General features: G+C 37.0%; 18 protein-coding genes, 1 tRNA gene and 3 pseudogenes. 19 read left to right on the top strand and 3 right to left on the bottom strand.

Going from position 1 to position 21,815, the window contains the following annotated elements; translation table 11 throughout:
- Nucleotides 1–5: 5 nt before the first annotated feature.
- The 3 genes and pseudogenes from BN358_RS22620 to BN358_RS22615 form a co-directional block, all read right to left on the bottom strand.
- Entirely contained in the window at nt 6–563 is a 558-nt protein-coding gene (locus BN358_RS22620) for a hypothetical protein (RefSeq protein ID WP_232233390.1), read from the bottom strand.
- Between the two features lie 9 nt (nt 564–572).
- Nucleotides 573–740: pseudogene (locus BN358_RS29470) on the bottom strand (D-alanyl-D-alanine carboxypeptidase); the annotation flags it as partial.
- Nucleotides 741–771: 31 nt separating this feature from the next.
- A pseudogene (locus BN358_RS22615) lies at nt 772–1,308 on the bottom strand (D-alanyl-D-alanine carboxypeptidase family protein); the annotation flags it as partial.
- 128 nt (nt 1,309–1,436) lie between these two features.
- On the opposite strand from BN358_RS22615, the gene BN358_RS19605 reads away from it, so the two are divergent.
- From BN358_RS19605 to BN358_RS19520, 19 genes and pseudogenes are all read left to right on the top strand, one after another.
- A complete protein-coding gene (locus tag BN358_RS19605; RefSeq protein ID WP_019230238.1) occupies nt 1,437–2,027 on the top strand; it encodes a helix-hairpin-helix domain-containing protein in 591 nt (196 codons plus the stop codon).
- Nucleotides 2,028–2,090: 63 nt separating this feature from the next.
- Entirely contained in the window at nt 2,091–3,131 is a 1,041-nt protein-coding gene (gene selD, locus BN358_RS19600; RefSeq protein ID WP_083851680.1) for a selenide, water dikinase SelD, read from the top strand.
- 35 nt (nt 3,132–3,166) lie between these two features.
- A complete protein-coding gene (gene selA, locus BN358_RS19595) occupies nt 3,167–4,567 on the top strand; it encodes an L-seryl-tRNA(Sec) selenium transferase (RefSeq protein WP_019230236.1) in 1,401 nt (466 codons plus the stop codon).
- A gap of 11 nt (nt 4,568–4,578) precedes the next feature.
- Nucleotides 4,579–6,479: pseudogene (gene selB / locus BN358_RS19590) on the top strand (selenocysteine-specific translation elongation factor).
- 117 nt (nt 6,480–6,596) lie between these two features.
- Nucleotides 6,597–7,283 carry a response regulator transcription factor gene (locus BN358_RS19585; protein ID WP_019230235.1) on the top strand — a complete coding sequence of 229 codons (687 nt, stop codon included), beginning with the start codon at nt 6,597–6,599 and terminating at the stop codon, nt 7,281–7,283.
- Nucleotides 7,284–7,577: 294 nt separating this feature from the next.
- Nucleotides 7,578–8,651 (top strand): glutamine-hydrolyzing carbamoyl-phosphate synthase small subunit, encoded by a 1,074-nt coding sequence (gene carA / locus BN358_RS19580; protein ID WP_019230234.1) that lies wholly within the window; start codon nt 7,578–7,580, stop codon nt 8,649–8,651.
- Nucleotides 8,642–11,848, top strand: a complete 3,207-nt coding sequence (gene carB, locus BN358_RS19575; protein WP_019230233.1) for a carbamoyl-phosphate synthase large subunit — start codon at nt 8,642–8,644, stop codon at nt 11,846–11,848. The genes carA and carB overlap by 10 nt, the downstream gene beginning before the upstream one ends.
- A gap of 46 nt (nt 11,849–11,894) precedes the next feature.
- Nucleotides 11,895–11,992: transfer RNA gene (locus BN358_RS25785), tRNA-Sec, on the top strand.
- Nucleotides 11,993–12,008: 16 nt separating this feature from the next.
- A complete protein-coding gene (locus tag BN358_RS19570) occupies nt 12,009–12,377 on the top strand; it encodes a universal stress protein (RefSeq protein WP_019230232.1) in 369 nt (122 codons plus the stop codon).
- Nucleotides 12,378–12,680, top strand: coding sequence for a YkvA family protein (locus tag BN358_RS19565; protein ID WP_019230231.1), 303 nt, complete (start codon nt 12,378–12,380; stop codon nt 12,678–12,680).
- Between the two features lie 96 nt (nt 12,681–12,776).
- Nucleotides 12,777–14,270, top strand: coding sequence for a hypothetical protein (locus BN358_RS19560; RefSeq protein WP_019230230.1), 1,494 nt, complete (start codon nt 12,777–12,779; stop codon nt 14,268–14,270).
- Nucleotides 14,271–14,434: 164 nt separating this feature from the next.
- The gene (locus BN358_RS19555; RefSeq protein WP_019230229.1) at nt 14,435–15,136 is read left to right on the top strand and encodes an ABC transporter ATP-binding protein; all 702 of its coding nucleotides are present in this window, start codon (nt 14,435–14,437) and stop codon (nt 15,134–15,136) included.
- Nucleotides 15,129–16,928, top strand: a complete 1,800-nt coding sequence (locus BN358_RS19550; RefSeq protein ID WP_019230228.1) for an efflux RND transporter periplasmic adaptor subunit — start codon at nt 15,129–15,131, stop codon at nt 16,926–16,928. The genes BN358_RS19555 and BN358_RS19550 overlap by 8 nt, the downstream gene beginning before the upstream one ends.
- 14 nt (nt 16,929–16,942) lie before the next feature.
- Nucleotides 16,943–18,289 (top strand): ABC transporter permease, encoded by a 1,347-nt coding sequence (locus tag BN358_RS19545; protein ID WP_019230227.1) that lies wholly within the window; start codon nt 16,943–16,945, stop codon nt 18,287–18,289.
- Nucleotides 18,290–18,381: 92 nt separating this feature from the next.
- A complete protein-coding gene (locus BN358_RS19540) occupies nt 18,382–19,449 on the top strand; it encodes a mechanosensitive ion channel family protein (RefSeq protein ID WP_019230226.1) in 1,068 nt (355 codons plus the stop codon).
- Between the two features lie 9 nt (nt 19,450–19,458).
- Nucleotides 19,459–20,229: an epoxyqueuosine reductase gene (locus BN358_RS19535; RefSeq protein WP_019230225.1), complete on the top strand. Its 771-nt coding sequence runs from the start codon at nt 19,459–19,461 to the stop codon at nt 20,227–20,229.
- 12 nt (nt 20,230–20,241) lie between these two features.
- Nucleotides 20,242–20,625 carry a thioesterase family protein gene (locus BN358_RS19530; RefSeq protein ID WP_019230224.1) on the top strand — a complete coding sequence of 128 codons (384 nt, stop codon included), beginning with the start codon at nt 20,242–20,244 and terminating at the stop codon, nt 20,623–20,625.
- Between the two features lie 59 nt (nt 20,626–20,684).
- Complete coding sequence (nrdR, locus tag BN358_RS19525; RefSeq protein WP_019230223.1) at nt 20,685–21,146, top strand: transcriptional regulator NrdR; 462 nt, start codon at nt 20,685–20,687, stop codon at nt 21,144–21,146.
- Nucleotides 21,147–21,161: 15 nt separating this feature from the next.
- Nucleotides 21,162–21,794, top strand: a complete 633-nt coding sequence (locus tag BN358_RS19520) for a DUF4241 domain-containing protein (RefSeq protein WP_019230222.1) — start codon at nt 21,162–21,164, stop codon at nt 21,792–21,794.
- Nucleotides 21,795–21,815 lie beyond the last annotated feature (21 nt).

Genomic DNA, 21,815 nt, shown 5'->3' with positions numbered 1-21,815 from the left:
TATACCTAATTTTTTTTAACCGTTATTATATTTTTTTGCGTCTTTTTTTTTCTGTTGATTCTTATTCTTATATCATTGTACACTTTTAGCAAAATTAATGCCACAAGCGAAAATACAACTAAGGTTCCCAGAAATTTAAGTATGGAGTAAAATATTCCTCCTCCTGAACTTTCAACAAGAGTGCTCTTGACTTCAATTGGAGTTATAAGATTGACACTTCCGATAATTTCTCCGTCTATTGAGTACTCTATTTTTCCAATTACATCATTTGCTTCAAGAGGCAGCTGTATTTCATTTATTACTACATTTGATTTCACTTCTGCAGATGCGCTCTTTTTCAAGAGTGTAGTGAAATCACTTTCTGTAATGACAGATATTTCCTTGCTGTCTCCGTTTTGAATTTTAATGTTTTGTACAAATGTGTTCTTGCTTACCAAATTAGTATTTTGATACTCTTCAAATCCATAGTTGAACAGATTGTGGGCATCCTGGTACATTTCAAGGGATACGCCTTTCATTGCTACAGCAATCAAGTCCGTTCCGTTTTTTGAAGCTGTTGCCACAAGGCAGTTTCCTGCTTCCGGAGTATAGCCTGTCTTTGCTCCGGTGGCATATTCGTAATAAGGGCTGATGTATGCTCCGTCCACTAATATCTGGCTGGAACTTGTGTTGTACAACAGCTTGTTCAATGTTGTAAAATAGCGTGTTTCCGTTTTTTTGTTTTGTAGGCTGAATTTCATATTTCACAGTCTCTACAATTTTTCTGAATGTTTCATTCTGCATGGCATACTTTGTAATCAATGCAAGGTCTGCTGCCGTAGTGTAATGATTTTCGTCGTGAAGACCGTGAGGGTTTGCAAAATGAGTGTTGTAGGCTCCAAGTTCCTTTGCCTTCTCATTCATTAAATTCACAAATTTTTCAGTAGTTCCTCCATAGTGCTTTGCAATGGCAGAAGCTGCATCATTGGCTGATGGAAGCATCAGCGCGTAAAGCAAATCTTTGAGCGTAACTATTTCCCCGGGCTCCAGGGCAATGTGACTTCCTTCGATTTCATATGGAGTGTCATCATCAACTGTTATTACATCGGATAAGTCTCCCATTTCAATTGCAAGAATGGCAGTCATTATCTTTGTGGTACTGGCAGGATACATTTTCTGATCGGCATTTTTACCTGCCAATATAGTTCCTGTATTTGCATCTATAAGTACTGCTGTATCACACAATATGGCCGGATCAGCATAAGCAAAGCTTAAGTTTAACAAAAGAATCGAAAAAACGAAAAAACTTGCAATTACTTTTTTTATCATGCGAAAACTCCTTACAATACAAATCAAATAATAGTATAGCAGAAAAAAATGTGTTTGTAATTAAAAATTTTGTTTTTTTTGCTGAAATAATGTATAATACTTACAATGGAATTTTCTCGGAGGATTTTATGAACAACAGCATTTACAAAAAAGGACTTGCAGTTGTTTTAATCATAGCATTAATAGTAATGGCAACTCTGGGGATTAAGCTGTCAGTCAAGGAAAATAAGATAATGTATACATCTTCTCCCGATATGACAAACAATGATACGAACTTAGATAATGCGGAAGAAGAATTGTCATGTATTTATGTAGACATTGACGGTGCCGTGAACAATCCCGGCGTCTATGAATTTACAGAAGGAGACAGGGTCATTGATGCCATTGATAAAGCAGGAGGCCTGAAAGACACCGCATATACAAAAAACATAAATAAAGCCAGAAAATTAGTAGACGGTGAAAAGATATACATTTTTGATGAAGGGGAATATACTCTTCAGGACTTGTATAATGATGGCAATGAAGGTAAAATAAACATAAACACAGCAACGAAGGACAATCTCATGTCACTGCCGGGTATCGGAGAGGTATATGCACAAAGAATCATAGATTACCGAAACGGCAAACTTTTTTCTTCCATCGAAGAAATTAAGGAAGTACAGGGTATAGGCGATAAAATATTTGAAAAAATAAAAGATTCCATAACAATTAATAATTAACAATGGAATCAGTATTGATTATCGAGCATTATAATTTATAATATGTGAAAATGAGGTGATTATATGTCAGTTGAAGAAATAAAATTAACACAAATGACTAAGGCATCCGGCTGAGCAGCCAAAATAGGTCCTGAGACCCTTGCTCAAGTTTTGAGCAAGCTGCCAAAATTTAAAAACGATAAATTAATAGTAGGATTAGAAACATCAGATGATGCCTGTGTATATAAAATTAATGAAGATTTGGCAATGATTCAGACGGTGGATTTTTTTACTCCCGTTGTTGATGACCCGTACACATTCGGGCAAATTGCAGCAGCAAATTCATTAAGCGACATATATGCCATGGGAGGAGAACCTGCCATAGCTCTTAATATCATTGGATTTCCCAACTGCCTGAGCCCAGACATCATGGCTGAAATATTAAAGGGAGGAGCATCAAAAGTAATTGAAGCAGGTGCGACAATTGCAGGAGGCCACTCCATTGAAGATGACGAACCAAAGTATGGCATGTGTGTTACAGGCTTCATTGAACCTTCAAAGGTTTTGAAAAACTACGGTGCAAAAGAAGGAGATGTCCTCATAGTTACAAAGCCCTTGGGAACAGGAATTATTAACACTGCATTTAAGGCAGGAATGTGTTCAGTAAAAGATGAAGAAGAAGCGATACATGTAATGGCACAGCTTAACAAGAAAGCAAAGATGGTAATTGAAAATTATCCTGTGAACTGCTGTACTGACATTACAGGATTTGGACTTGCAGGACACGCTGCAGAAATGGCTGAGGCAAGCAATGTCACATTTGAAATAAATGTGAAAAGTCTTCCGTTTATAGGAGACGTGTTTGAATATGCCCAGATGGGGCTGGTACCGGAAGGATCTTACAGAAACAGAAAGCATTTTTCAGACAGAGTTGAAACAAACAACATAGAAGAAGATTACATAGACTTATCATTTGATCCTCAGACTTCAGGAGGACTCATGTTTTCTGTACCTGAAAAATATGCTGATGAAATAATGCTTAAACTAAAAGAAAATCTTGACACAACCTTTGCCTTAATAGGATATGTAACAGAGAAGAAAGACAAATTCATTAACTTGATTTAAAATTTGTTGAAGATATAAATAAAACGGGGAGAATTATGGATAAAAACAAATATTACAGAAGCATTCCCAAAGTCGACATGCTTATGGAAACTGATGAAATAAAAATATTGGTTGAAAGCTGCAGCAGAGAATACGTTCTTGAATCCGTAAGGAATAAAACCGACCAGCTAAGGGAGTTTATAAACAACTCCATGAGCGAAAACGAAATAGAAAATAAAATCAGTCTCTTGACGGACGACATAATAAATGATGTTGAAAAGCTTACATCCCTTAATATGAAAAAAGTCATAAACGGAACAGGAACAATTCTTCACACAAATCTTGGAAGAGCAGTTATAAATGAAGAAACAGCTGAAAGAATAAAAAATCTTGTAACAGGATATTCAAACCTGGAATATGATTTGGAGGAAGGTGCAAGAGGATCAAGATATTCTCATTTTGAAAAAATCATAACAAAAATAACCGGAGCAGAAGCAGCTATGGCAGTCAACAACAATGCAGCTGCAGTACTTCTTATTTTATCTGCCATGGCAAAGGATAAGGAAGTTATAGTTTCAAGGGGAGAACTAGTGGAAATAGGAGGTTCTTTCAGAGTTCCTGATGTTATGATGCAAAGCGGCGGAAAACTCATAGAGGTTGGAACAACAAACAAAACTCATCTTTATGATTATGAAAATGCCATTACAGAAAACACAGCAGCACTTTTGAAAGTTCACACAAGCAACTATAAAATTGTAGGTTTCACTGAGTCTGTTCCTGTATGTGAAATTGCAGAGCTTGCGCACCGCCACAACATTCCTGTAATTGAAGACATAGGAAGCGGTGTTCTTGTAGACCTTGCCAAGTATGGATTAGGCCACGAGCCCACAGTGCAGGAATCTGTTCAGGCAGGGGCAGATATAGTATGCTTCAGCGGCGACAAGCTTTTAGGTGGTCCACAGGCAGGAATAATAGTTGGGAAAAAACATCTCATAGATAAAATAAAAAAACACCCTCTTACAAGGGCATTAAGAATAGACAAGTTTACTGCCATAGCACTTGAATCCGTGTTCCACGAATATATTGATGAAGAAAATGCAGTGAAAAACGTTCCTGTATTAAAACTGATAAACAGAAACATTCAAGAAATAAAATTAGAAGCCGAAAAGCTTTATGAAAAATTAGTTCCTGAAATAGGAAAAAGCTGCCTGATAAATATAGAAGAATGTCAGTCTCAGATAGGAGGAGGTTCTCTTCCTCTTGAGAGAATAAAAAGCTTTGCTGTTTCATTTAAACCGCTTACAATGACAACCTCTCATCTTGAAAAACAACTGAGAAAATTAAAAACACCCATAATAGGAAGAGTTGTAAATGATCTGTTCATCATAGACATGCGAACGGTTCTTGAAGGGGAAGCAGATCAAATATATGAAACTTTCATAAACATTTTTAACTAACTGGAGGCACAATGAACATAATAATAGGAACGGCAGGACACATAGACCACGGCAAAACAACATTGATAAAAGCGTTGACCGGAAGGGACACAGACAGATGGGAAGAGGAAAAAGAAGAGGAATAACCATAGATCTGGGCTTCACATATTTTGACCTGCCCGACGGCAATCAGGCAGGCATTATTGACGTGCCCGGACATGAAAAATTCATAAAGAACATGCTTGCCGGTGTAATAGGAATGGACTTGGTACTGCTTGTAATTGCCGCAGACGAAGGAATAATGCCCCAGACAACTGAACATTTGAACATTTTAAACCTGCTTGGGGTGAAAAAAGGAATTGTTGTTCTTACAAAGTATGACCTCATTGATGCTGAATGGCTTGAACTTGTAAAGGAAGACATTAAGGAAGCTCTTAAAGATACTTTCCTTGAAAATGCTCCCATGGTTGAAGTTTCTTCAAAGACAGGTTACGGAATCGACAATCTTGTAAATGTAATATGCAAGACAACAGAAACTGAAGTTGAGCAAAGAGACTTAAGCACCATACCAAGGCTTCCCATAGACCGCGTGTTTTCAATTACAGGATTTGGAACTGTAATCACAGGTACCCTCATATCAGGGACGTTAAAAAAGGGTGATGAGGTTGAAATATATCCCGTAAACAAAATAAGCAAGGTAAGAAACATTCAAGTTCATTCTCATGATGCTGAAAAAGCATATGCCGGACAAAGAACTGCAATAAATCTTTCCAATGTGAAAAAGACAGACCTTTACAGAGGATGCGTCATCGCTCCTGTGAATGCCATGAAAAACACCATGATGCTTGACGTTAAGCTTAATCTTTTAAAAAGTTCAAGGCGAATAGTTGAAAATCGCTCAAGGCTTCATCTGTATACAGGAACAAGCGAGGTTCTTTGCAGAGTTGTGCTGCTAGACTGCGACGAACTGTCACCGGGGGAATCATGTTATGCCCAATTAAGGCTTGAGCAGGAAATTGCCGTGAGAAGAGGTGACAAATTCATAATAAGGTTTTATTCTCCCATGGAGACCATTGGAGGCGGAGAAATTATTGAGCCCGTTCCTCTTAAGAAGAAAAGATTTGACGACAAACTCATTGAAGAGCTTAAGGTTAAGGAAAAAGGCTCTGGCACAGACGTAATTGAAAAAATAATAAGAGAAAATTCTAAAAATGTTCCTTCAATTTCAGAACTGGCAAAACTCACGGCTCTTCGGGAAGATGAAATCAAAAATAGCATTGAAATTCTCGAGGACGAAGAAAAGATTACCACATTCAGGCTTAAAAACGACATTTATTTGTGGCACAAAAGTTTTGAAAGAGAAATAGAAGAAGGAATTGAAAAATACCTTTTTGATTTTCACGAAAAGAACAAATATCAAAAAGGAGCAAAAAAATCAGAAGTTAAGAGTAAATTCCTGCCTGCAATAAAGCAAAACGTCTTTGATTTGGCAATAATGTCCTTTGTGCAAAAGGGAATGCTTAAAATGGACGGAGAATTTGTTTCATTATCATATTTCAGCATTCAGCACGACGAAGCATATGAAAAAACTGCATTAGCTGCAGAAAAAATACTTGAAGAAGCAAAATTTGAGTTTTTAAAACAGGATGAGCTGATACAACGATTAAACTTACATAAATCCGAAGAAATCATCTCTCTTCTCATTGATGAAAAGAAGCTGGTTAAAATAGGAGAGCTTGGTATAACAAAAATTGAAATTTATGATGAAGCAAAAAATATGTTAGTAAACTTTATTACAAAAAATCAAAAAATTACTGCAGCGGAATACAGAGATCTCCTCAACTCGAACCGCAAGGTGGCCATAGGCCTGCTGGAGCATTTCGACATCATAAAGGTAACGAGAAGGGTTGGAAATGACAGGGTTTTATTCTAAAATTTACAATGAACATTTTACTTTAATTTAATATTTTTCTTGACATTTTTTGCGTTTCAATGTAATATTAATAAAAAGTTTAATTTTTGTAACAAACTAATTTAAGGAGCGTAACAAATGAAGGTGTTGATTGTAGATGACGAGCTTTTGTTGATTAAAGGACTCAAATTTAGTCTGGAACAAGATAATTATGAAGTCGATTCGGCCATGGACGGAAACGAGGCATTAAGAAAAATTGCATTGACCGAGTATGATATAATCATACTTGATTTGATTCTGCCTGAGGTAGATGGACTTGAAGTTTGTCAAAAAATCAGAGAAATAACAAATGCTCCTCTTTTAATATTAACAGCCAACAATGAAGATATGAATAAAATCCTTAGTCTTGAGTACGGTGCTGACGATTATGTAACCAAGCCTTTTAATATTTTGGAACTTAAGGCAAGACTTAAGGCAATATTAAGAAGAACAAAAGGAGTTACACAAAAACCAAACGAACAGACAATCATTGTAGATGATTTTATAATCAATGCGCTGGGAAGGAAAGTAAGCCTTCATGGGCAGGAAATAAACCTTACTGCAAAGGAATTTGACCTATTGCTCCTCCTTGCAACTAATCCCGGAAAAGTTTTTTCAAGAGAAGAACTTCTTGAGATAATTTGGGGCTATGAATACTTCGGCGATTTGAGAACCGTTGATGTGCACGTGAGAAGACTTAGAGAAAAAATTGAAAACAAAGAAAAAAATTATGAATATATTCTCACAAAATGGGGTGTGGGATATTATTTCAGAAACAAACATTAGGGCAACTGTTTGCCTCAGGAGTATTTTTTGTTTTTTGCATAATTTAAAAATATTCTTAAAATATTTTAAAAATTCATATTGACAAAGGCGCCGACTTATGATATTTTTTTATAAATAAAAAAATAGAGGTGCAAAAATGAACTGCAAAAAGAGCAAATTAATCTGTAAGAAAAAAAATTTAATATATATAACGAACTATTTAGATTTTATGGATAGCTGTTTTCACTTTTAAATTGTGAAGCAGCTATTTTTTTGCATATACAGGTTTTTAATAAATATATATTGGAGGGAAATATGAAAGGAAAGTTAATACTGGAAAACAAGACTGTATTTGAAGGCGTATGCTTTGGCAAGATATCCGAAACAGTGGGGGAAGTAGTTTTTAATACTGGAATGACAGGATATCAGGAAATTTTAACAGATCCGTCTTATTACGGTCAAATAGTTACCATGACATATCCGCTCATAGGAAATTATGGAACAAATCTTGAAGATTCTCAATCATCATCACCAAAAGTCAAAGGCTTCATAGTGAGAGAAGCATGCAGAGTACCAAACAATTTCAGATGTGAAATTGATCTTGATGTATATCTCAAGCAAAACAACATAATGGGCATTGAAGGAATTGACACAAGAGAGCTTACAAAAATATTAAGAAACGCCGGCACAATGAAAGGAATAATAACTACAAAAGAATTAAGCGAGGCAGAAATTCATGAAAGATTTGATTCTTTTTCAAATACAGACGCTGTGGACAAAGTTACTCCAAAAGAAATAAAAACAATAGGTGATGGAGATCTTCACATAGGGGTTTTAGACTGCGGAATCAAATCAAACATTTTAAACTCCTTTGTAAACAAGGGATGTAAACTCACAATTTTCCCAGCCCACACATCAAAAGAAGAAATAATGAAATATAATTTTGACGGCATATTTCTTTCAAACGGACCTGGCGACCCAACGGACCTTCCTGATGTCATAGATACAGTGAAATCTCTCATAGGAGTTATACCTGTGACAGGAATATGCCTCGGTGTTCAGATTATTGCTCTTGCCATGGGAGCTGAAACCGAAAAAATGAAATTCGGCCACAGGGGCTGCAATCATCCTGTGAAGAATCTCATGACTGGAAAGGTAACAATAACCTCTCAAAACCACGGTTACATGGTTAAAAGAGATTCCCTTCCTGAAGAACTTGAAATAACCCATGTGAACATAAACGACAACACTGTGGAGGGTGTGAGACACAAGACTCTTCCAGTCATGGGTGTTCAATATCATCCGGAAGCATGCCCGGGTCCTCACGACTCAAACATAATTTTTGACGACTTCATAAAAATATATAAAGGAGAACAAATATGGGTTTAGATAAAAGCATAAAAAAAGTACTGGTTATAGGCTCTGGACCTATTATAATCGGTCAGGCAGCAGAATTTGACTATTCAGGAACCCAGGCCTGCAGAGCTTTACGAGAAGAAGGAATAGAAACTGTGCTCGTAAATTCTAATCCTGCAACAATAATGACTGATGCAGAAATTGCCGACAAGGTTTATATAGAACCGCTTACAGTGGAATATGTTGAAAAAATCATTGCAAAGGAACGACCTGACAGCGTCATTGCAGGCATGGGAGGACAAACTGGCCTTAACCTTACGGTTGAATTATACGACAAGGGAATTCTTGACAAATACAACGTAAGAGTTATAGGAACAAGCGTTCAGTCCATCAAGTACGGTGAAGACAGAGAACTTTTCAAGGAAATGATGAACAAGATAGGCGAGCCCATAGTTGACTCTGCAATTGTAACAGATCTTGAAACTGGCAAAAAAGTTGCTTTAAGAATCGGTTATCCTATTATAGTAAGACCTGCCTACACTCTCGGGGGAACAGGAGGAGGAATTGCAAACAATGAGGATGAAATGACAGAAATTTTATCTGCAGGTCTGCAGCTTAGTATGAACGGACAGGTGCTCATTGAAAAAAGCATCAAGGGATGGAAAGAAATAGAATATGAAGTTATGCGCGATAAAAACGGAACATGCATAACAATCTGCAATATGGAAAATTTCGACCCTGTTGGAGTTCACACAGGAGACAGCATAGTTGTGGCTCCTTCACAAACTCTTTCGGATGTTGAATACCAAATGCTTCGTACAGCTTCCATAAAAATAATAGACGCCATAGGAATTGAAGGGGGATGCAACGTACAGCTTGCACTTAATCCAAACAGCTTTGAATATGCTGTAATAGAAATCAATCCAAGGGTCAGCCGTTCTTCGGCACTTGCTTCAAAGGCTACAGGATATCCAATAGCAAAGGTTGCAACTAAAATTGCACTGGGATACGATCTGGATGAAATTGTTAATGCAGTAACCGGAAAAACTTATGCAGCATTTGAGCCTACTCTTGACTATGTGGTTCTTAAAATTCCAAAGTGGCCTTTTGACAAGTTCTTCAAGGCGAAAAGAAGTCTTGGAACAAAAATGATGGCAACAGGAGAAGTTATGGCCATTGGAAACAGCTTTGAAGCTGCTCTTCTTAAAGCTGTTCGTTCTCTGGAAATAAAACAGTACAGCCTTTACAGCAAAAAAGCCGCAGAAAAGAGCCTGGTGGAGCTTAAGGCAAGAATTCAGACTCCGGACGATGAAAGACTGTTTTATCTTTCAGAACTTATAAGAAGAGGATACAGAATAGGAAAAATTGCTGAGCTTACAGGAGTAGACAAATTCTTCCTCCACAAAATATACAACATTATTGAAGAAGAAGAACTGTTAAGAAATGCATCATTTGATGAGCTGGATGCAACATGGCTTAAAAAACTTAAGAAAATGGGATTTTCTGACAAGGGAATAGCAGATCTGATAAAAGCTGAGCCCGGGGACATTTACAATCTGAGAATGAAAAACAACATAAAGGCAGTTTACAAGATGGTTGACACATGCGGCGGAGAATTTGAAGCAGTATCTCCATATTATTATTCAACCTATGATGAATATGATGAAGTTATTACTTCAGACAAGAAAAAAATTCTTGTAATAGGTTCAGGACCTATAAGAATAGGACAGGGCGTTGAATTTGACTACTGTTCGGTGCACAGCATATTTGCACTTGAAAAATCAGGAATTGAAACAATAATAGTAAACAACAATCCTGAAACCGTGAGCACGGATTTTGACATAGCCGATAAATTGTACTTCGAGCCATTGACTGAAGAAGATGTTTTAAATATTGTTGAAAAAGAAAATCCTGACGGAGTGGTGCTGCAGTTTGGAGGACAGACGGCCATAAAACTTGCAAACTTCTTTAAGGAAAAAAACATACCCATACTGGGTACTGACCCTGAACAAATAGATATGGCAGAAGACAGGGAAAAATTTGATGAAATACTGGAATCCTTGGGTATTAAAAGACCAAAGGGAAAAGCTGTAATGAATATAGAAGACGGCAAAAAAGCAGCAGCAGCCGTTGGATATCCTGTACTAGTAAGACCTTCCTACGTCCTTGGAGGACAGGGTATGGAAATAACATACTCAGAAGAAGATCTTGTGACTTACCTGCAGGGAGCCTTTGACATGAGCACGAAAAACCCTGTTCTCATAGACAAATATCTTGTGGGAAGAGAAATTGAAGTTGACGCCATATGCGACGGAGAGGACATTTTGATTCCGGGAATAATGGAGCACTTAGAAAGAGCCGGCATTCACTCAGGAGACAGCATATCCATTTATCCTCCTATAAATCTAAGCAATGAAATAAAAGAAAAACTTGCAGTCATAACAAAAAATATTGCAAGGGCACTTAAGACCGTGGGTATGGTAAACATTCAGTTCATTGAGTTTGAAAATGATCTTTACATCATAGAAGTAAATCCTCGTTCGAGCAGGACTGTTCCTTACATCAGCAAGGTTACTAAAATCCCTATGATTGAAATTGCCACAAGGGTAATGCTTGGAGAAAAACTTAAAGACATGGAATACGGTACTGGTCTGTACAAGGAATCTGAGCTTGTTGCAGTGAAAGTTCCTGTTTTCTCCACTCAAAAGCTTGACGGTGTTGATGTGAGTCTCGGACCTGAAATGAAATCAACAGGAGAGGTGCTGGGTGTTGGAAAAGACTACAAAGAAGCTCTTTACAAAGGATTTATTGCTGCAGGAGTAAAGATGCCTCAAAAGGACAAAATGATATTGGCTACTATAAGAAACAGAGATAAAGAAAGCTTTAAGCCTATTGCGTTAAAATTGAATAAAATGGGATTTGATTTTGTAGCAACGGAAAACACAGCTAAATATCTCAATGATAACGGAATCCATGCTCAAACAGTCAAGAAGGTAAGAGAAACTAAACCAAACATAATAGATTTAATAAGAAGCGGAAACATTGGATTTGTTGTTGACATACCTACAAAAGCAAATGATGTTAACACAGACGGCTTCAGAATCAGAAGAACATCTGTTGAAGCTTCAATCAATGTTTTCACTTCTCTTGATACGGTTTCTGCCCTGACTGACATAATGGAAACAGGTATTTCAGGAGAGAACGTGGACGTTTACAATATTTCAAGATAAAATAAGCTTGAAATTTTTAAGAAATTATGTTATCATTATTTCCGATGGGGATAGATAGGTGCTGGTGTGCCTCCTGGTCTTCAAAATCAGTCGCGGGGCGTTAGTAGCGTCCTGGGTGGGTTCAATTCCCACATATTCCCGCCATTTAAGGAGAATAGCGATGCATAAAAATGTATTGGTATGTGTAACGCAGCAAAAGACATGTGAAAATCTCATAGAGCATGGCGTTGAGTTGTCCAGGGACGAAGGAAGCCAGCTTTATGTCATACATGTGGTCAATGAAAATGATAAGCTTTTATACAATTTAAGCGATGGAGATGCATTAGAGTATTTGTTTGAAATTACAAAAGATGTTGGAGCTAACTTAATAGTGAAAAGATCAAAAGATGTTGCAAAAGCAATAGTGGATTTCGCTGTGGAAAAAGATATTACCCACATTGTTTTAGGTAATTCTAAAACAATAGACACAGCCAACAATTTCTCCATGAAGCTTCAGAAGAAACTGCCGGATGTAGTGTTCGTTTCGTAGATGAACAGATTTTATATTATCATAAAATTCCTTTTAGACAAATCAATACCTTTAAAGGAAAAATGGTGGGTTATCATTCCTTTGATATATATAGTAAGTCCGGCGGATTTAATACCGGCCCCGGTCCTAGGTTTTTCAATTATTGATGATGCAGTGGTGCTTGCGTTTCTTTTAAGCATTGCATCGGGTAAAACCAAAAAATATTACAATGAACACGGTGCTGAGTATAAGGGCAAAGAAAAAGAAGACATTAAAAATGTTGTTGAAGATGTAGAATATGAAATAAAAAAGGATGAGGATTGAGCCTCATCTTTTTAATTGCAAAAAATTACAAAAATGTCTTTATTTTTGTCGAAATTATTGTTAATATAATATTAAGAAATATTCGGAGGTAGGCTTATGAACAACAACTATAAGATTGTCCGCACTATTTTTGAAAATGTGTTCCAAAGAGTTTTGGAATGCAAGGACAATGATTCGGGCGAAATATTTTACAGCAATGTAATAACTAGCCAGAAGGTTATTAATCTTATTAATATAGAAGAATTAAGAGCAATTCCATCCAACATATTGGAAAGCTATAATACCGAAGACCGCATATATATTTACACAAAGCCTTTAAAGACCGAATACACCGGATTAAGAGAATATTCGGCGAAAAACCTGACTCTCAAGCATCAGTTCAATCTGGCAGAAAAAGTTATTGAACTTGCTCAAAACATTTTCAACATGACAGATGTGGTGCAGCAAAAAATTCTTGACCTGGACAGGTTGTATGTGGATGAAAACGATAAAGTGGTTGTGGACTGCAATCTTATTTTTGAACAGGAATATGACATAGCAGACAATGAAACTTTTAAAAGGCTTGGAAACATGATTCACTACATATTTTCTGGAACAGAAATTGTCGATTACAACATATCAGACACCATACCGCCGGATATATTAAAAATAATTGTAAGATGTCTCACAAGAGAGTACATCTTTCCGAGAGATGTTCTTGCGGAACTTAAGGGTTCGCCCATATTTGCCATGATATTCGGCACAGAAACTTTAGCTCCAAACAAGACTGTTCCAAAGGCAATTATACGGGATGAAGAGCCAAAGCCATCTGACAGCAGTACAGAGGCGTTTGAACATGCATCACAAGAAGAGACACCGGATGACAAATCAATCTTCGATATTTATGTAAATGACAACAATCCTAAATCAAGAAAAAAAATCAAGACATCAGGAATTGTTCTGGGCAAGGAAATAAAAAGGGCTGTTCTTTCCATAGTAATAGTTGTATTGGTGTTGCTTCTGGGAAACATGATTATAAAAAATTTAAGCAATACACAGGAAGTTTCAGCAGATGGAAATGGTGACACTACCGTTGAACAAGGAAAAACCCCAGGTACAGATTCTCCTAAACAAAACAATACAGATGATCCAGCTTCTTCTATAGCTGATTCCACTGAAATGTATTTTAACGACAAGCTCATTGAAAAAATAGGTTATTCAGGAGAAAAAGTAAAAATTGACAGTGACATTTACGTCGAAGGCAAAAATTCACTTGTTGCAGAAAATACTGGAGACGGAAAACTTAAAAGTTTGTTTGCAGTTGTTGATTTTACGGATGAGAAGTTCAGTTATATGCTTAAAAAGCAAATTGGAATTTCAGCGAAGACAAAGGCAGAAAAGGATGTTGAGGCACTCATAGTTCTTGAGGCTTACAAAGGCGGAGTTCTCACTTCAAATTTCCACACATCTGTCAAAATATATGACGACATGTGGTCTCAGGTGACAGTTCCCATAAATGTAACAGATGCAGACTCCTTAAACATATACATTGAATACCAGGGACAAAACAAAGTTTGGATAGATTCCGTATTCATAGATGTTATAAAGTAAATCTCATGATTGCAAAAGATCGTATTCCGATCTTTTGTTTTTGTAAACTATGAAATCTTTTTTAAAAATAACAACCAAAATTTTAAAAAATTACAAAATTATGCGAACTTTTTATATTCGTATACGTCATAATAGTAGTACCAGCATGTGAAAAGAGGTGAAATATGGAAATCATTAAAATGGAGAATATCTCCAAGCTTTATAAATCAGGACAAATTCAAGTGGAAGCACTTAAGGACATTTCTTTTACAATACATGAAAAAGAATTTGTTTCTATAATGGGGCCCTCAGGTTCAGGAAAATCGACGCTTCTAAATTTAGTAGGGTGTCTTGACCATTCAACCAGCGGAACTTATGAACTCTCGGGAACTATGGTGGATAGACTCAGCGATTCTAAAATGTCAGATATCAGGAATATGTTCATAGGGTTTGTGTTTCAGAACTTTCATCTTCTGCCAAGGATGAATGCCATAAAAAATGTGGAAATTCCTTTGATATACAGAGGCATGAACACAAAGATGAGAAAAGAGCTTGCTGAAAATGCCCTTGAATTGGTAGGCCTCAAGGAAAGGATGCATCACCTTCCAAGTCAGCTTTCAGGTGGTCAGCAGCAGCGTGTTGCAATAGCAAGAGCCATAGTCGGGAATCCTGCTATAATTCTAGCGGATGAACCAACAGGAGCGCTGGATACAAAGACCGGGGACATGATTATGGAATTGTTTGTAGAATTAAATGAAAAAAAATCAATGACAATTGTTCAAGTAACACATGAAGAAGAAATAGCAGAATACGGAAGCCGCATAATAAGGCTGGTGGACGGAGAAATAGTATCTGATGTAAGCAGTGGAGGGAAATCGAATGTATAAAAAAATTATTTCTATAGCACTTATTTTAGCTATTGTATTTTTGGGAGGATATATTACAGCAAAGCAGCTCATTCCTGATGCTTCTGAAGTTTCCACAGGCCCAAGATATGCTACAAAGCCCGTAGAAAGAGGAGACATAAAGCAGGGTGTAAACATAACAGGACAGTTGAACGGAAACTGGGGAGGATCAATAACAGCTCCAAAGCCTGAAGGAATCACAGATTCAAATGGTTCCAGCGTTTCAGTTACATACACAGTTGAAGAAGTATTCGTTGAACCAAACCAGATGATTAAAAAAGATGACAATCTTGTACGTCTGTCAGCTTCAAACCTTGGGGAAATACTGGAAGATCTCACTGACAGCATTCAAAAAAAGCAAGATGAAATAAGGGAAATAAATGAAACAATTGAAGGAAAAATTGAAGATCTTGAAGATAAATTAAATCAGGATATTACAGACATTGGACAGGTAAATCCATATGACGGAATAGTTATCACTGCTCCCATAAAGGGTCGCCTTTCTGAATTCACGGTTGAAGAAGGCGACAAAGTAGAAAATGCCCACATTGCAACCATAGTTGACGACAGCAAGCTTAAAATATCATTTAAAGTAAACACATATGAATATTCAAGTCTAAAGGTAGGCCAAAAAGTTTTTCTTCAGTTCAGAAGAGTTCTTGAAGGTGGAGGAACACAGACAGCATTTGATGGTTTCTACACAGGAACAATCAAAAAACTTAACTCAAATGCTGTTCCAAGCGACAATTCCATGACATATGTGCATATGGGAGAAATAGAAGCAGATAATCCGGGCCTGGTTCAGCCGGGAATGGTAACAGCCATCTATACTGAAAACAACGGCATACCTGTTACAGGTCTTTCATACAACGGAACAGTTGCTTCATATGTAAATGAAAAGAAAGTATATTCAACACTTTATTCCGACAGTGACAACACAACAATCATAGCAACAGATGTTCCGGTAAATTCAAACGAGTTTGTTGATAAGGGACAGATTCTTGTGAGAATTGCAGGGGCTGATGTTACAAAAATGATTCAAAATGATGTTGAAGCCATCATGAACGAATATAAAAAAATAGATGATATCAATGATGACATAGAAAACATATACAAAAAAATTGACAAAGTTTCTGTTCTTACAACAAAGATGATGGTAACTGCACCATCAGACGGAATGGTATCTTATGTGAACTACAATGTGGGAGACACCATAGTTGCATCTGAATCAAGCGATCAGTGGTCTCTGCAGCTCATGGATATGTACAACACTGATGAAATGTACATTTACACGACAGTAAGCGACCTTGACGTATTGTATATAAGCCAGGACGCTCCAGTTACAGTAACTGTTGATGCCCTTCCGGGGGAAGAATTTGAAGGAAGCGTAATGAGCCTCAACCAGTACACAGACAGAGACGGAAAGACTGTTTACAATGTTCAGATAAGAGTTTTGGGAAGAGAAGGGTTAAGACCTGGAATGAACACAAACTGCTTTGTTAATTCAGGAGAAGCTTTTGATACGCTTTTAGTTCCAATTGAAGCTGTATTTGAAGAAAATGGAGTTCAAAAGGTTGAAATTATAAATGCGCAGGGACAGCCTGAAGTAGTTGAAATTGAAGCAGGCCTTATGAACGACATGTATGTTGAAGTTTTAAGCGGGCTTGAAGAAGGGCAGCAGGTTGTAACAGGAAGCACAAAAGACTTAATGCCAAGCGAAAGTGTTCCTGAGGATGATTCGTTTCTGCCGAGTACAAATCAGGGAACTAATTAGTGAGGGGTGATGAAATGCAGGACAGAGGAAAAATTTCTTCCATTCTTGTAAGGCTGAAATTTTCTGCAGTGATGGCATTTGACGGCATAACATCAAATCTTCTGAGGACTTTCTTGACGGTTCTTGGCATTTCAATTGGTGTAGCAGCTGTAATAAGTCTCATGGGCATTGGAGAAGGTGCAAGAAGGTCTATTGTATCTCAGTTTGAAAGTCTTGGGGAAAATGTAATAGTCATTAAATCAAATGCGGAAAATGTGACATTTGAAGCTGATGAAGCTGAAAATATTCCACTGAGAGTAACGGGCGTTGATTATGCCACACCTGTTGTTTATACGGAAGAAACGCCCGTTAGGTGGAGAAGAGACGAAAGCAAAATGAACATTGTGGGAGTGAATCAGAATTATCCTGAAATAAAAGATCACAGAGTTGTTTCGGGAAATTTCTTCACATCGCTCCATGTTAAGCAAAGAGCCCCTGTTGCTGTGCTTGGATACAATGTAGCACAAAATCTTTTAAACGGAAGAAGCCCTGTGGGACAGACTTTAAAAATTGATGGAATAAATTACCGTATTGTAGGAGTGCTTGCTGAAAAGGGAGAAGGAAAAGGTGACGGCATAGACGACAAAATAGTAATTCCGTACACTTCTGCCATGAAAATTTCAAAAACAAAAGACATTTTAGAAATTTGGGCGAAGTCACCAAGCGCTGAAGATGCTGAACTTGCCATGGTTCAGCTAGGAAGAATTTATAAAAGAAAAGTAGGTGTAGGCAGTAATATAACACCCGGAACAGGAGGTGAGGGAGAAGCTCCTGTTGAAGGTGGAGGGGACATATCAGTTCCTGTTGAACCGGTTCCAGAGCCTGTGCCTGAACCAGAGGTGCCGGGTGAAGATAAAAATGTTTTTGAAAAAGGCGAAGAACCTCTTACAATCACAAGTCTTAACAACCTGGTAAAAGAAGCCGATCAGGCAAACAGGGTTATGACTGTACTTCTTGGAGGCATAGCAGCAGTATCACTTCTTGTTGGTGGTATTGGAATCATGAACATAATGCTTGTGGCTGTAACGGAAAGAACAAGCGAAATCGGTGTAAGAAGAGCCCTTGGAGCAAAACAGGAGGACCTGCTCATTCAGTTTCTCCTTGAAGCAGTGTATGTAAGTATCATAGGCTGCATAACAGGAATAGTAATCGGAGCATGGGCGGTAAGCCTTGTGGCAAGCTATGGGCTGTCAGCAGTTGTAAGCTTCGATTCCATTAGAATAGCAGTGTTTGTTGCTCTTACATCTGGACTTTTGTTTGGTGTTTACCCTGCGATTAACGCTTCAAATCTTCCGCCTGTTGAAGCATTAAAAAGACAATAACAAATTTGAGGTTTTGATTTATCAAAACCTCTTTTAAATTTACACATTTTATTATATAATCTTAATAACAAGAAAATAAAGGAAGGAATATCATGATCTTTATCAGAGAAATAGACGCTGCTCAAGCAGCAAAATCAGTTATGATTTTGTTCGCAGTCTTAATGTTCAGAAATATCATAGCAAACATAATCATTAAGGCTTTAAAAAAATTATCAGGAAAATATAATTTGAAAAACATTGTACTGGTCCTGGATTCCATTGAAAAACCACTGGTAAACTTCTTTACATACACGGGACTTTATTTTGCATTGATTATTCTTCCATTTAATGCTGACATAAACATATTCCTAAACAGGGTATACAGGACTTTTGTTATAATAACCATGACCCAGGGACTTTTAAAAATTATATCTGCCTACGCTGAAGAACTTAACAATCAGTATTTGAACAAAGAAGAAAAATCAGAAAGAACTCAGATGTCAAAGACTGTTTTTCCTCTTCTTGCAAAGCTCATAAAAGCAATAATAATTATTATAGCAGTAGCTGCAATAGCAGTTGAATTTAATTTTGAACAGCTAAGTAGCATTCTTGCAGGACTTGGAATAGGAGGAGCTGCTCTTGCATTGGCTTCGCAGGATCTCATAAAAAACTTTTTCGGAGGTTTTGTTATACTTGCAGATAAATCTTTCAGCGTTGGAGATTGGATCAAGGTTGACTCATTTGAAGGAACTGTTGAGGAACTGGGACTTCGCAGCACAAAGATACGAACAATTGACAAGGAGCTGGTGACGGTTCCCAATTCAAGGTTTGCAGATAGGGAACTCATAAATTTCAGCGCCAGGGCAAACAGAAGAGTTAATTTTACTGTGGGAGCAGTGTACGGTACAAGTTCTGAGAGTCTAAAGGGAGCAATTTCTAAAATAAAAGAAATGCTGGATCAAAATCCAATGGTTAAGAGTGATTCAGCACTTGTAAAACTTGACAAGTTCGGAGCAAGCTCACTTGACATTGTTGTTCAATACCTTACAACGACAACTGATTACACAGAGTTTATGGCAATAAAAAATGATATAAACTTTAAAATAATAGACATATTCAACGAAGAAAAAATATCATTTGCATTCCCAAGCATGAGTGTTTACATGGAAAAAAATCAGTAGGAGGTAATTATGAAAAATCAAGTAAGACAGATGGTTATTGATTTCGTGGGGGAATACAAAAATAAAAATCACACTTTAACAGAGTGGAAGGAACCATTAGTTGGTTTTGCTGACGCTGAGAATGAACTTTTTAATAAGTACAGGGAAATTATTGATGAAAAACACCTCCTTCCCATAGACATTCTTCCTGGAGCAAGGACTGTGGTGTCTTATTTCATTCCTTTTACAGAAAATTTGGTGCGCACAAATTACAAAGGGGATGCCCCTTCCAGGGAATGGGCTGTTGCATATTTAGAAACCAACAAACTATTACTGAACCTTGGTGAATATTTAATAGAAAAGTTAGATAAAATAGGAGCAGGAGCAAATATGGCGAGATTTGATGCTCCTGGCTTTGACACAAACAAGGTCATAAGTTACTGGTCTCAACGGCATGTTGCATATGCTGCAGGACTGGGAACATTTGGACTGAACAACATGCTCATAACCAACAAGGGCTGCTGCGGCAGATTTGGAAGTATTGTTATTGACATTGTAATTGAGCCTGATTCGGTTCTTGAAACAGAAAGATGTTTATACAAATACAACTCTACATGCAAAAAATGTGTTGAAGCATGTCCTTCAAAGGCTCTTACTGTAAATGGATTTGACAGACACAAGTGCTATGAATTGCTGCTGGAATATGATAAAATGTTCAGTGATTTGGAACTTACGGAAGTATGCGGAAAATGTGTGGCTATGATCCCATGTTCATTCATTAATCCGCTAAAAAATAAATAAAGAGGAGATATTATGGAATTTAATTTAAATACAGGATTAAAAAACAAGGAAGAAAAAGTTGTGACCATGAATGACACTGCAAAGGTTTTTGGAAGCGGTGCAGCTGAAGTGTTTGCAACTCCAATGATGATAGGACTTATGGAAGGGGCTGCCATGAATGCAGTAAAGGATTATCTTCCGGAAGGATATTCAACGGTTGGAACAATGATTAATGTTAAGCACTTGAGCGCAACAGCAGTTGGCAAGAAAGTGTGGGCAGAAGCAGAGCTTATTGAAGTTGACAGAAAAAGGCTGGTTTTTAAAATTGATGCATATGATGAAGACAAAAAAATCGGTGAAGGAACACATGAAAGATTCATAATTGAAGAAGCAAAGTTTATGAGCAAATTGAAATAAATGAATAATTACTTTACTTTGTGTTAAATATTTAGTAAAATCAATTAGAGGAGATTATTATGAAATGTCCAAAATGTAATTGTTCTGAAAGCAAAGTGGTTGATACAAGACCCACGGATGATGGTTTTAAAATAAGGCGTCGCAGAGAATGCATTGAATGCGGACATCGATTTACAACCTACGAAAAAATTGAAGAAACTCAAATAGTGGTAATTAAAAGAGACGGAACAAGGCAAGGCTACAACCGTGATAAAATAATAAACGGTATTATAAGAGCCTGTGACAAGCGTTCTGTCAGTCTCGAGCAAATAGAAGATATAGCAGATAAGGTTGAAAAGCAGCTTTTGAACAATTTTCAAAATGAAGTGTCAACTGAGGTAATAGGAGAACTGGTCATGAACGAACTTCAAAGCGTGGACGATGTTGCATATGTAAGGTTTGCTTCTGTATACAGGAAGTTTAAAGATATTAATACTTTTATGGATGAGTTGAAAAAAATTCTCGATGAAAGAAAAAAATAATCAAAGGAGCAATTTATGTATATAAATTTAGATGTTCTTAATATAACAAACGGCAATACCAGCATGATTGATACCGAATTTGGAAGAATGAATATTGAAAAAATTGAAGCTGGCAAAGTAAAGCTAGCCACCGGCAAAATCATTGCCACAGACCCTATTTTGATGTATGACGACGAAAGCTATTCTGTGCACGTTAAGCCGGGGGAATATCCTGTATACATATATGTGGGAAAAACTGAAAACAGAAAAAAACAGACTGTTTTGGCAGAAATTAGATTTAACGAAAATGATCCGGTAAAATGGGAAATGGCACTGCTTGCCGGAGAATCTTCTAAAGGCTTCGGCCACGACGAATTCATGGGATATGAAGTTGAAAACGGTCTTGGATGTTTCATGGATGAATCTGTAATGGAAGTTCTTGACGTCATGGATGAAGAAGAACTTGAAGAATATGAAAACAATGTTAGAAATTCTGTGAAGATAAGCGAATGTTCATGTGCGGATATTGTAATAGACAATAAAAAGGGAAGCAACATAATTATATTTGCAAGCGGATGGAACGAAGGGACATTTCCTACTTACTACGGATTTGACTCAAAGAACAAATTGTCAAGGCTGGTTACGGATTTTATGGTTATTGAAGCTTAACAATAAAAAATAATATATATA

The sequence above is a fragment of the Sedimentibacter sp. B4 genome, from assembly GCF_000309315.1.
Classification (GTDB): Bacteria; Bacillota; Clostridia; order Tissierellales; family Sedimentibacteraceae; genus Sedimentibacter; species Sedimentibacter saalensis.
The sequence above is the reverse complement of the archived record's forward strand: the minus strand, read 5'-3'. Positions and strand labels throughout refer to the sequence as shown.

Coding starts and splice junctions, on each gene's coding strand:
- carB (WP_019230233.1), top strand. CDS start 8,642: ATGGGTTTAGATAAAAGCATAAAAAAAGTACTGGTTATAGGCTCTGGA.
- BN358_RS19555 (WP_019230229.1), top strand. CDS start 14,435: ATGGAAATCATTAAAATGGAGAATATCTCCAAGCTTTATAAATCAGGA.
- BN358_RS19535 (WP_019230225.1), top strand. CDS start 19,459: ATGAAAAATCAAGTAAGACAGATGGTTATTGATTTCGTGGGGGAATAC.
- BN358_RS19530 (WP_019230224.1), top strand. CDS start 20,242: ATGGAATTTAATTTAAATACAGGATTAAAAAACAAGGAAGAAAAAGTT.
- BN358_RS19565 (WP_019230231.1), top strand. CDS start 12,378: ATGAACAGATTTTATATTATCATAAAATTCCTTTTAGACAAATCAATA.
- BN358_RS19560 (WP_019230230.1), top strand. CDS start 12,777: ATGAACAACAACTATAAGATTGTCCGCACTATTTTTGAAAATGTGTTC.
- nrdR (WP_019230223.1), top strand. CDS start 20,685: ATGAAATGTCCAAAATGTAATTGTTCTGAAAGCAAAGTGGTTGATACA.
- BN358_RS19570 (WP_019230232.1), top strand. CDS start 12,009: ATGCATAAAAATGTATTGGTATGTGTAACGCAGCAAAAGACATGTGAA.
- BN358_RS19605 (WP_019230238.1), top strand. CDS start 1,437: ATGAACAACAGCATTTACAAAAAAGGACTTGCAGTTGTTTTAATCATA.
- selA (WP_019230236.1), top strand. CDS start 3,167: ATGGATAAAAACAAATATTACAGAAGCATTCCCAAAGTCGACATGCTT.
- BN358_RS19545 (WP_019230227.1), top strand. CDS start 16,943: ATGCAGGACAGAGGAAAAATTTCTTCCATTCTTGTAAGGCTGAAATTT.
- BN358_RS19540 (WP_019230226.1), top strand. CDS start 18,382: ATGATCTTTATCAGAGAAATAGACGCTGCTCAAGCAGCAAAATCAGTT.
- carA (WP_019230234.1), top strand. CDS start 7,578: ATGAAAGGAAAGTTAATACTGGAAAACAAGACTGTATTTGAAGGCGTA.
- BN358_RS19550 (WP_019230228.1), top strand. CDS start 15,129: ATGTATAAAAAAATTATTTCTATAGCACTTATTTTAGCTATTGTATTT.
- BN358_RS19520 (WP_019230222.1), top strand. CDS start 21,162: ATGTATATAAATTTAGATGTTCTTAATATAACAAACGGCAATACCAGC.
- BN358_RS19585 (WP_019230235.1), top strand. CDS start 6,597: ATGAAGGTGTTGATTGTAGATGACGAGCTTTTGTTGATTAAAGGACTC.